This window comes from Kandleria vitulina DSM 20405 (assembly GCF_000702065.1).
In the GTDB taxonomy this organism is placed as follows: domain Bacteria; phylum Bacillota_I; class Bacilli_A; order Erysipelotrichales; family Coprobacillaceae; genus Kandleria; species Kandleria vitulina.
In genome coordinates this window covers 45,458-56,802 of the sequence record NZ_KL370857.1, presented here as the reverse complement: position 1 = coordinate 56,802, position 11,345 = coordinate 45,458, and the positions used below count along the sequence as shown (strand labels likewise).

The 11,345-nt window shown below is 29.9% G+C and carries 11 protein-coding genes; 2 read left to right on the top strand and 9 right to left on the bottom strand.

Going from position 1 to position 11,345, the window contains the following annotated elements; genetic code table 11:
- Positions 1-214: 214 nt before the first annotated feature.
- The 8 genes from csn2 to T513_RS11815 all read right to left on the bottom strand — a co-directional run bounded on the left by csn2 (position 215) and on the right by T513_RS11815 (position 9,332).
- A complete protein-coding gene (gene csn2, locus T513_RS0109970) occupies positions 215-913 on the bottom strand; it encodes a type II-A CRISPR-associated protein Csn2 (protein ID WP_031589970.1) in 699 nt (232 codons plus the stop codon).
- Positions 910-1,215, bottom strand: coding sequence for a CRISPR-associated endonuclease Cas2 (gene cas2, locus T513_RS0109965; protein ID WP_029073318.1), 306 nt, complete (start codon positions 1,213-1,215; stop codon positions 910-912). Before cas2 ends, csn2 begins: the two co-directional genes overlap by 4 nt.
- Before the next feature lie 4 nt (positions 1,216-1,219).
- Entirely contained in the window at positions 1,220-2,092 is an 873-nt protein-coding gene (gene cas1 / locus T513_RS0109960) for a type II CRISPR-associated endonuclease Cas1 (protein WP_029073317.1), read from the bottom strand.
- A complete protein-coding gene (cas9, locus tag T513_RS0109955; protein WP_031589969.1) occupies positions 2,089-6,123 on the bottom strand; it encodes a type II CRISPR RNA-guided endonuclease Cas9 in 4,035 nt (1,344 codons plus the stop codon). Before cas9 ends, cas1 begins: the two co-directional genes overlap by 4 nt.
- A gap of 363 nt (positions 6,124-6,486) precedes the next feature.
- Complete coding sequence (locus T513_RS11830) at positions 6,487-7,086, bottom strand: Ltp family lipoprotein (protein WP_051654437.1); 600 nt, start codon at positions 7,084-7,086, stop codon at positions 6,487-6,489.
- A gap of 163 nt (positions 7,087-7,249) precedes the next feature.
- The gene (locus tag T513_RS11825; protein ID WP_051654436.1) at positions 7,250-7,855 is read right to left on the bottom strand and encodes an Ltp family lipoprotein; all 606 of its coding nucleotides are present in this window, start codon (positions 7,853-7,855) and stop codon (positions 7,250-7,252) included.
- 139 nt (positions 7,856-7,994) lie between these two features.
- Positions 7,995-8,600, bottom strand: a complete 606-nt coding sequence (locus T513_RS11820) for an Ltp family lipoprotein (RefSeq protein ID WP_051654435.1) — start codon at positions 8,598-8,600, stop codon at positions 7,995-7,997.
- Between the two features lie 126 nt (positions 8,601-8,726).
- Positions 8,727-9,332 (bottom strand): Ltp family lipoprotein, encoded by a 606-nt coding sequence (locus tag T513_RS11815; protein WP_051654434.1) that lies wholly within the window; start codon positions 9,330-9,332, stop codon positions 8,727-8,729.
- 112 nt (positions 9,333-9,444) lie between these two features.
- Between T513_RS11815 and T513_RS0109930 the strand changes: the two genes are divergently transcribed.
- Positions 9,445-10,293 (top strand): endonuclease/exonuclease/phosphatase family protein, encoded by an 849-nt coding sequence (locus T513_RS0109930; RefSeq protein WP_080703152.1) that lies wholly within the window; start codon positions 9,445-9,447, stop codon positions 10,291-10,293.
- 43 nt (positions 10,294-10,336) lie between these two features.
- A complete protein-coding gene (locus T513_RS0109925; RefSeq protein ID WP_031589963.1) occupies positions 10,337-10,618 on the top strand; it encodes a hypothetical protein in 282 nt (93 codons plus the stop codon).
- Positions 10,619-10,676: 58 nt separating this feature from the next.
- On the opposite strand, the gene T513_RS0109920 is transcribed toward T513_RS0109925, so the two are convergent.
- Positions 10,677-11,138, bottom strand: coding sequence for an RpiB/LacA/LacB family sugar-phosphate isomerase (locus tag T513_RS0109920; protein WP_029071446.1), 462 nt, complete (start codon positions 11,136-11,138; stop codon positions 10,677-10,679).
- Positions 11,139-11,345 lie beyond the last annotated feature (207 nt).

The window sequence follows — 11,345 nt, the reverse complement described above, 5'->3', positions numbered from 1 at the left end:
TTAGCGATGTTTTGTATCTGTTCAAAATAACACAACTCTAAAACCCTTTCTAAAGAATATCTAAGACTACATACGTTTTGTATCTGTTCAAAATAACACAACTCTAAAACCCTGATGCTTTAAGTTCACAACCAATAAATGTTTTGTATCTGTTCAAAATAACACAACTCTAAAACCTCAAATTAGGGTTTAGAGTCTATTCGCTCAACGACTGCTAGTCATCTTGAACAAAATCTTCATTGAAATCATTATCAATGATAAAAGTCTTAAAGTATGTGTTTACGAGATTTCTATAAGAATTCTCGATAAATAATATATTAATATGCTTATAATTCTTGTATTTACATAACTCTTCAAGTTGATGATCATCAAAGTAATTAAAGCAATTACACAACACAATAATTATACCTTGATTCAATTCAGAAACAAGTTCTAAGTAATTCATCAATAAATCAAATGTAGAAGAAATAGACTCCTGAGTAAACTTCACATTAATGGATTTTAAATACTGATTAACTAATAAATCATCATTGTATTCAAAATCAAGATTCAAATTATATAGTTCATCTACTAATAATCCATTAATCTTTTCTATATATCTCTTATAACTAAAATCTTTATCTTCATCATGTAGAATTAACTTCTCAATATATTTATAAAGAGATGTAAGCATTGTTTTAGAATTAAGATTAATATTAGTAGGATTAATGATTACATCCATCTCTGAAGGAAGAACGTAGTCTTCTTTATCATTAAGAAGAAGTATTTCATTAGTCTTTAATTTATTATTTACAATACCATTTAGTAGAAATAAAATCTTAGAAAATAATTTATGATCTTCAATAATCAATCTTGTATTCGTACAATCATCAAAGATGATATCATTCTCAAATCCAGCTATACGTAATATCATAATATAATCATTCTTTCTTCTGAATCTTCAATGATGCTTTGCTTTTCACCTACAAGATATTCAATCTTAGAAAATTGTTTTTCCGTTATAACTAGTATCTCCACATCACCTTTCTTGGGTGCATGTGCCTTTAGTCTTGCTTTTACACCATTAACTACTGACATATTCAAAGCAAGTTTACAATAAACACTCTCTTGCATCATTACAAAGCCATCATTTACTAAAAACTTGTGAAATGTCCTATATGCCTTTTGATCTATATATGTCGTTGAAGGTAAATCAAACAATACAATTATTCTCATATATCTATAGCTCATACTCAATGAATTTTAACTCATTGAGATTATGCTTCTTGATTGCCTGAAATACACTCTTTACATATATAGCTATGGCATTAGATACATACTGTTTACTTCTATTAATTACAACCTGTTGATTTAATACATCTATAAGTTTTATTTTCATAGCTCCATCAAATCCTTCATCAATATTATCTCTAACAATTTTATCTATTAATGGTCTAAATGGTTCCATTAAATCAGATGATAAATTATATGGGTTAAACTCATTTCGATGTTTTATTCCTAGTTGAGTAAGATAACCATAAGCAACAATATCTCTATTAAATTGTGACAGAAGAACTGTATATCCATAATTGAGTGCTGCATTTAAATCACTGCCATCATCTCTTTTAAATGACATTCCAAATAATGTATCAAAATATACTTTAGCTGCATGACCTTCTCTATTTGTTTCATCATTGCGTTGAAGTTCTTCTATATAAACATCTAACTTATCTGCATTCTTTTCACCATAATGCTTTAGAATAATTGATTGATTATGAATCTTCTCTTTAATAATTCTTGTCCATACATCAACCGCAAATTCCTTATCCCAATACAGCTGTTCATTTATTCTCTTACTTGAATTATGACATCCATAATATGGCATAATTTCTCCTGCAGGACTTCTTGTTTCATCACAAAATATAATTTTTATTTTTCTTTTGATTAGCTCATTAATCAAATAAGAAGTAATCACAACGGCTGTACTGTTGACAATAACCGTATTTATCTCAGATAAATGAATTCTACGGATATTGTCATTTCGTACAACCAAATAATCATTCTTATATGTTAATTTTGCTTTACTATCAATAACTACTATTCTCCAGCTCATAACTTATATTTCTTTGAATACATTCCTGTCGGAGACTCTGCGATGAAGGAAATATCATCTAATGAAATTGTTCTACCATTTAAACGTCCTATCGTCGTACTAATTTTAAAGTCAGAATACATTATTTTTCCAATAGAAGAATTACAATGCAAAGTAGCTAAAATTTGTTTAATTATATTACACTTTTCTTCAATAGAAATCACTTTTAATTGTTCATATCTATCTTCGAATTTCTTTACTAATTGTTTTCTATATTCCGGATAATATAGTTCCATCTTGTTAATTAGCAATCTATACAAATCAATTATCTTCTCACTATCAAGATTATCGTAATTCTTATATTTCATTGCTTTATATATCTCACAAACTAATTTAGTCTGTGATTCATTTAATATTAATTGTTTTGCATTAATAATTTCAGTAGGCGCAACAATATAATATAATCCACCATCTTTCTCAATAAGCTGATTCTTTAGAATTTCTTTACCAATTTGTACTTCTTCTAAGTCTTCTGCTTGCTTAAGATAGTTAATCTTTATTTCTTCATCTGCATTCTTATACATTAGAGGTATACCAGTAAGCTTATTAACCTCTATTACCTTCTTACCCTTCTTCTTTTTACCCTTAATTGCAACAATAAATGAATTTACACCACTAAAACCACCATATTTATTCACATTACTACGATACTTATTAACAGGTACAGTAGCCAATGTATTGTCTTTATCTGAATTAGTATCATTAGGTAAAACCGTAACATTAAAGAATGTACCATTATTTTCTTCTAACTTCTTTGTCACAAAACAATCTTTATAATAGAAACACTTCTTAATTCTATCAATATAATTAGGATCCCAAACGATTTCTCCTGTATCCTTATCTGCATAGATATTTCTCATACTATTAAGGATAAATCCATCATTGTTTTTCTTCATTTCTTTACCCTTATTCTTCTGATTTCTAAATATTCTCTTATACTCACCATAAATATATTTAGCATCCAATGATTCAAATCTATGACCAATATAAGTTCCTAGAATTGTCGCAATATATGCATCATGTGCATGATGGAAATCATTAATATCTCTATTCTTATAGATATGATAACGTTCTCTAAATTGATGAGATAAATCAGCTCTTACTGTAACAACTTTTGTATTCTCATAATGATTATCAATAATCTGAGCAACATGTTTAGTAATCTGTCTTGTCTCTACAATCTGTCTATTAATAAAACGTTCTTGATCCTTTTCATTAAATTCTGTCTTAATTAATGAATAGAACTTCTTAGGACTTATAATCTTATTATTAAATAATTTTTCCCAGAATCCATACATCTTATTTCTTATACTTGAAGGAATAACCAAATCATCTAATTTTCTTTGATTTTCACTTGATAATACTAAAACCTTATTATCAATACTATCATCCTTTAATAAAGACTGAGGTACAATATGATCCACTTGATATGTATCTAATCTATCAATATCCAATGATTTACCTGTATACATACATTTCCCCATCTGAGTATAATAAAGCTTTAATCTTTCCGATCTTATCTTAGATTTTGCATCTTCACCTTTAAGATGTTTATTTGCTTCTTTCTCTGTTTCATCTTCAAAATCATAATCTTTATAAAGCTTCAACATCTGATTAACAAATGAATCTTTTCTTTCTTTTTCATCTTCATTTCTTGCAAATTCAATATACACATGAGCAGGCTCATGTTTCATAATCTTCTTAATTTCATCTACAATCAATAAGGCTTGCCAAATACCTCTCTTAATGGCAGGTGAACCTGCTAACTCCTGAACTTCAGCATAGCTGAATTTACCAGATACACTTGTACTGTTTGCATCATCAATAGTCTTCTTGAAGCCAAGTTTCTCATCATTGATAACCTGCATCAAATTCATATTTGTGCGTTCCATTACTTCTAAAACTGTTTCTGGTGTTCTTGTACTATCTTTATATTTTGTCTTGATTCCTGATAACAATTTCTTAGATAATCTTGACCATCCACTATATTTTAATTTAAGAATCTTCTTAATCTTTTCTTCATCTAAGTCATATTCTTTTTTTAATCTTCTTCTCAAGATTTTCTTATCTTCAAATACAGTTACATCATAAATAATCTTTTCAATGAAATCATAGTTAGATTCATTTATTTTTCCAAAAATCTTAGTGAAATCGATCCATGGAGTTAATGATGTAGAACAAGCATTTTCTTTTTGGAAACCTTCAATTTTAATATCATCCGTATTACTAAAATACTGATTCTTAACTAACCATTTCTTCATTGCATTAGCTGAAATAGATTTATGATCCATAAATAATGTATGTAGCATCTTATCTTTCATATCACGTTTAATAAGATGATCATTAATTCTTAGTTTATTAATTTCATTAAGAACTTCATACTTACTAACTGTTAAAGAATTCTTTGCCATAACTGGTTCATCAGGGAAGTATGTACAGAAGTTTCTCATTCTTTTAATAAATTCATCAGCAGTCTTATCTACATCTACTATTTCATTCGCATTCCAAGGGAGAATTCTTTCATTTTCTTTTCCTTCTTTTTTAATAATCCAATCAAATTGTCTGTCTTTAGTTATATTAAGTGGACCAAAATAATAAGGAATTCTAAAAGTAAGAATAGATCTAATCTTATCTTCATTATCTTTTAAATCAGAGTAATAAACTGATTGATTCTCTAAGATTTTATTTAATTCATCCAGCTGCATCTGATAAGGAACAGCACCATTTGTACGTGAATTTTGTTTTAACATGAAAGATTCTAATTCAATCTTATTAAGAATTGTCTTTACATCAGGATCATCAATCTTCTCAATCAGTTTCTTAATATACTTGTAGAATTCATCTACCGGTGTCTTTGATGGATGATTAATGTAGTTACAATAGTTATTCTTCTTACTCTTTTCATCTCTAAAGACTTCAAAATATTTCTTAGGTAAATACTTACGGATAACATCTTTTAATAACTTTAAATCATTCTTGTGATCCTCATATCTCTGTATCATAGCTGCAGAAATAGATGGTTCAGATGTGTGTGCTGAACCTAGTATATTTTGTAACTCTACCCAACTATAGATATCATGTAATAAATCAATGAATTCTACACAATCACCTAATAATGGTTGTTTTTCTACAAAGGCATCATCAAAAGTGGCATCACTGAATTTAAATGAAATATCCTTTTCATCCTCATCATGTAACTCTGCTTCCTTTAACATTTTTGTAACATTAAATTTATTTCCTGCCAAAGCAGCACAAAGTTCTTTATAAGCAGCTTTATTATCTTTAGTAGTATCAAACAACGCAAATGCTTTCTCAGCTTTATGTTTCTTTGATAGTGGTTCCTTCAATACATTAAGTACTTCATCAATTTTCTTTCTATCTTCTACATATTCAAACAGATTAATTTCATTAAATTGTCTCAAAACATCAATCATCTTATCTTCAATATTAGAAACATCCATAGAGAACTTCTGGCCTTCATATAAGAAATTTCCTCTATATTTCACAATATGATGTAAAGCAAGATAAATTAATCTTGGATCTTCTTTCTCTTTTGATTCACATAAGTGTTTTCTTAAATGATAAATAGTAGGATATTTATCATAGTAAGTCTTATCATTAAAATCTTTATCTATAAACAAATTGTAATTTGAATGATAATTTTCTTTTAGATAATCTTTCTTATCTTCCTGATCAAGAAATGATACATTTGCAAGTCTAATGAAGAATGTTGGATCCACATCCAATACCATATCCTCCATAATTTCTCTTAACAATCTAATACGTTCTCTTCTCTTATTGTAACGTCTTCTTGTAGAACGACTTGATCTTCTTTCTACAGCTGTATTCGCCTGTGTAAATAAACGTGAGCCCCACATATGTTTCCCATGTCTTTTTAATAGATTATAATGCTCATCTACTACAGCCCATCCTACAGATGCATCTCCAATATCTAATCCAATATTATAAATTTTATTATTATTTTGACTCATATCTTGACATCCTCCCCACAATAAATTATTCTAATAGTGACCTAAAACTAAAGTTTTGGTCTGTTCAAAATAACACAACGAGTTAAAATAAAGCTTATGCTTAAATGCTGGTTATCCAGTTGTCATTTAGATGACGTGCATCACTTCGGTGATGCTTTTTCTTTATAATTATAATCCTTTTTCTTTTTTATATGTACTAAACAAAGATATATACAAAAATTTTACAATAATTTCACCTTAACCATTCACACATTATTGTTGATATAGAAATGTCATTCACACTTTCTGTGAATAACGTTTCTATATTTTTTTATTTTCACAATAAATGTGAATAAAAAAATCACTCCCTTAAGAGTGATTAAATTAAGCATAGGCTCTATCAGCACCATAGACAGCTTGATCATATGTAAATCCATCAAACTCCAATTGGTTAATTAATTCATCTTCAGAAAATGACATAAATGACAAATAACTCTTTGCACTTTTATAAGCTTGTTCATACCAATTAGCACCACAATGATCTACTGCATATTGTGCATCTGCTTCTCTAAATTTTTCAAAGAGTAACTGTTTTTTTAGACCTTCCTTTGAAAAAGCCATCAAAGATAAATAACTTTTAGCTTTCCCTAACGCATTTCTTTGACCCGAAGTTAATCTTTTTTTTGCTACTTTCTTAACAGTAACCTTACATTTTAAAGATTTCTTACCAACCTTCGCAATAATAGTAGCTTTACCAGCCTTTAAACCAGTAACTTTACCTTTTTTATTAACTTTAGCTACTTTCTTATTAGTAGATTTCCACTTAACTTTCTTCTTTTTCCCTTTTACTTTTAATGTAAGTGCTTGTCCTACATAAATTGTAGCTTTCTTCTTATTAAGCTTCATTGTGGCAGCATTTACTGGAACAGTTAATGCCATTACAGTAGCTAAAATAACCAAAAATCTGCTTATTGTTTCCTTCATAATACGTCCTCCTTAGATACTAATTATTATAGTTATTCTTATTCACAATTTGGTATGCTCTCAGCATACTCATGCACATATGAGGTGATTACTGTTTTTATATTCACAATTAATGTGAATATAAAAAAGACTGAATCACATACTGTGTTTCAGTCTTTTCATATTAAAGTCTATTTACACCATAGACAGCCTGATCATTAGTAAATTTAATATAAACCAATTGTTCAATCAGATCATTTCTAGAATACGCATATTTAGCATATTCTCTTGCCGATCTTGCTGCCTGTTCATACCAGTTTGCACCGCAGTGGTCTACTGCAAACTGAGCATCGCTATTACTAAATCCATCAAATACAAGTTGATCTTTTAATCCCTGCTTTGAGAAAGCCATTAAATCTAAATAGCTTTTGGCTCTTGCTAAAGCATTTCTCTGTCCTGCTGATAGATTACTTCCAGCAGGTCTTTTCTTAACTGTAAGCTTACATTTTAATGATCTCTTACCAACCTTAGCAATAATAGTAGCTTTACCAGGTCTTAAACCTTTTACTTTCCCTTTTTTAGAAACCTTAGCTACTTTCTTGTTACTAGATCTCCATTTTACTTTTTTCTTCTTTGCACCAATAACATAAAGCTTCAATGTCTGTCCCACATAAATTGTTCTTTTCATTGAAGTCTTTGCTTCTACATTAACAACCTGATTAGGCAACACTACAGTAACTGCAGTTATTAATGCCAATGCGATCATAAATGATTTAATAAATCTCTTCATAATACCCTCCAATTTTCCTATATATACTATTGATAATATAGTATCTTTTTTAGTAAGTATAGTCAAATATATATCTTTCAAATTCTCTATTCATTTTTCTATATAAAAAGGTAAAATGTTTCCATTTTACCTAAAAACTCTATTCACACCATAGAACTCTATTCACACCATAGATGGCCTGTTCAGGACTGTATCCTTCATATATAAGCTGATCAATCAATTCACTTCTAGATAGACTATTATCTTCCATGTAGCCCTTAGCACATTTATAAGCCTGTTCATACCAATCAGCTCCACAATGATCTACTGCATACTGAGCATCCTTTTCACTATACTTCTCATAACGAAGCTGACTCTTTAATCCTTCTTTTGAAAAAGCCATAAAACTTAAATAACTTTTAGCACTTTCTATTGCATATCTTTGAGCTGCTGTCATTTTTGAAGCTATCTTTCTTACACTCACCTGACATCTTAATGATTTCTTCCCAATTCTTGCAATAACAGTTGTCTTCCCTACCTTTATTCCTGTTATTTTACCTTTATTATTAAGTTTAACAATATTCTTATTTGTTAACTTCCACTTCACTTTCTTCTTTTTAGCACCTCTTACTTTTAATGTAACAGTCTGTCCTACTTTTATTGAAAGTTTCTTTCTACTTAACCTAATTGAAGCTGCTTCTACATTACAAGTAAACATCATTAATAATATCAATGAAATAAAAACTGACTTCATTGTTCTTCCCATAAGCTTTCTCCTTAAAATAAATTTCCCAATAAACAATATAAACAGTTTATCACATATATTGTGAATTATCATTTTTGATTCACAATATATGTGTATAAAAAAAGATATGAAACAATGTTCCATATCTTATTTATAAGCTCTATTTGCGCCATAAATAGCTTGTTCACGAGTAAATTTAACTCTTACAAGACATTCGATCAACTGTTCTTTAGATAATGTGTATCTATTCACGTAGAACTGAGCGCACTTGTATGCCTGTTCATTCCAGTTAGCACCACAATGATCTAATGCATACTGAATTTCTTGTGAATTATATTTATCTGCAACAAGCTGATCCCTTAATAATTCTCTTGATACTGGATAATTCTGAAGAACGTATTTAGCTCTTGCTAACGCATTTCTCTGTCCAGCTGTAACTGTTGGTTTTCTCTTCTTAACAGTAAGCTTACATTTTAATGATCTCTTACCAACCTTAGCAATAATAGTAGCTTTACCAGGTCTTAAACCTTTTACTTTCCCTTTTTTAGAGACTTTAGCTACTTTCTTGTTAGTAGATCTCCATTTTACTTTCTTCTTTTTAACACCAATAACATAAAGCTTCAATGTCTGTCCCACATAAATTGTTCTTTTCATTGAAGTCTTTGCTTCTACATTAACAACCTGATTAGGCAATACTACAGTAACTGCAGTAAGTAATGCTAAAGCAACAATAAACGATTTTAATAACTTCACAAATATTCCCTCCTCTATTTGTTTATTATATGTGTTTTCATAACAATAAACAATTAGAAATTTTTTTGCTTTTGTATTTCTAATTGTTTAAAATTAATTTTGAGGTGTATTTATGATAACTTTTTACTTACTAAATTATTTCATACGTTCACATATAAGACTAATAAATCACGATCTTCCTAATATCAAAAAAACATCACAACTACGCATCATGTCTACCAATCTTCTTGTACGCTATAAGGCTTGGGGCGGTCGCCCAGTCAAGCCTCGCGCTTCACTTTTTCTCTCACTCGTTGATAAGACATCCCCCGATGTCTTATGCGTACAGGAGATGTGTATGTCGTGGTTTTGTATTTTATCAAGGCATCTGCCTAAGCGTTATCGTATTGTTCAGCCTTTACGCTCTTATATTTCTGTAAGAATGACAAATCTCATCTATGACTCTGATCGTTTCATTTTACGTTTTAGCAAGAGTATTCGTTTTAAAAAAGGGCTCATCCCTCAAACAAGACGTATGACATACGCCATATTTGAAGATAAGTCCACCCATAAAACATTTATAGTCATAAGCACACATCTAAGTCTCATCTTCCCAAGAACAATGAACAAAGATCTCAAGATCATGAAATCCCAAGCTAAAGAACTTATAAAGCTTGTATCAGAACTTAAAAAGTATCAATGTCCAATATACATTGGCGGAGACTTCAATGCTAAAGAAAGACTTGGAAAAGAACGATTCGGTGATGCCAGTGAAATTTATGATTACTTATCCTCAGCACTAACGGATGCCCGTTATAACACTACTGAATATCATCATGGAAAAGGCAGAAGACAACACACCCCAATGAGAGATCACATCTTCTCTACAGAAAAGAGTGTCAATCACTTCTATGATTTGTCTATACATGAACTTGATTCAATGTCTGATCATTATCCTATCTTCATCGATACAGATCTATAAACATGTTATAGCATTGGTAAATGTACTTAAGGAGGAAGAAACTTTGAAAAAAATCATAGAAGCATCCCTATTTGATAAAGCTTTTTATTCCCTTATTGTATTAACAATGATAGCTACAATGATCAATAATAACCAATTAGTAGATTCAATCCTTAACATTGTATTATTAACATTCTTTCTAGTTTCACTTGTAAGATGGATTTTCTCCATCATTGAAGAATACAACAAGAAAGGTGAAATAAAAGGAAGAATTGAATTGTTAGTGGTGAGTTTCATATTACTCTTAATGATACTTCTTCCTCTATATTTCATTATCACACTTTAATACGACAACTATTTATTATGAACAAAAAAGAGGTTGTGAAGAATATTCTTCACAGCCTCTATTTAATCTTTACACAATGTTTGTCGTTGATATCCTTAACCTTCTGAACTCTTCTTGTATACTTTTCTTCAGTAAGAGCATCAGTTGTCATCCAAGTTTTAACAATTTCACTTGCCATCATATCTCCGATAATCTTTGCACCAATACAAAGAACATTGGAATCAGTATGTTCACGTGCTAGCTTTGCACAGAATGGATCCTGGCATACTGCTGCGTAAACGCCATTTATCTTATTGGCAATAAGAGCACTACCATAGCCAACACCATCGACAAAGATACCTCTCTCGCATCCACCTTTAGCTACCGCAAGAGCAGCAGGATATACAAAGTCAGAAAGGTCACATGATTCTTCATCAAATGTACCAAAGTCTAATACTTCATGTCCCATATCTTCTAGTAGTTTCTTTACTTCATTTTTCATGCGTGTACCAGCATGATCATTTGCCATCGCAATTTTCATTTCTGAACCACTCCTTTACAAGTCCAATTTTATCATGGATGAGTATCACGTCAAGGAAAGTACCTAAATGAAATTAATTCTTTTGTTCATATTCACTTCACATTCATTAAGTATTATGTACTTGTCGATAGAGAAGTCGACAAATACAAACATAAAATTTCCCTTCCCTTTAATTTATTTAAAATAAAAAAACCCGTTCCCCTACGG

Bases quoted from the DNA above. Each gene is read 5' to 3' on its own strand.
- T513_RS11820 (WP_051654435.1), bottom strand. From the start codon at position 8,600: ATGGGAAGAACAATGAAGTCAGTTTTTATTTCATTGATATTATTAATG.
- cas1 (WP_029073317.1), bottom strand. From the start codon at position 2,092: ATGAGCTGGAGAATAGTAGTTATTGATAGTAAAGCAAAATTAACATAT.
- cas9 (WP_031589969.1), bottom strand. From the start codon at position 6,123: ATGAGTCAAAATAATAATAAAATTTATAATATTGGATTAGATATTGGA.
- T513_RS0109920 (WP_029071446.1), bottom strand. From the start codon at position 11,138: ATGAAAATTGCGATGGCAAATGATCATGCTGGTACACGCATGAAAAAT.
- T513_RS11830 (WP_051654437.1), bottom strand. From the start codon at position 7,086: ATGAAGGAAACAATAAGCAGATTTTTGGTTATTTTAGCTACTGTAATG.
- cas2 (WP_029073318.1), bottom strand. From the start codon at position 1,215: ATGAGAATAATTGTATTGTTTGATTTACCTTCAACGACATATATAGAT.
- csn2 (WP_031589970.1), bottom strand. From the start codon at position 913: ATGATATTACGTATAGCTGGATTTGAGAATGATATCATCTTTGATGAT.
- T513_RS11825 (WP_051654436.1), bottom strand. From the start codon at position 7,855: ATGAAGAGATTTATTAAATCATTTATGATCGCATTGGCATTAATAACT.
- T513_RS0109930 (WP_080703152.1), top strand. From the start codon at position 9,445: ATGATAACTTTTTACTTACTAAATTATTTCATACGTTCACATATAAGA.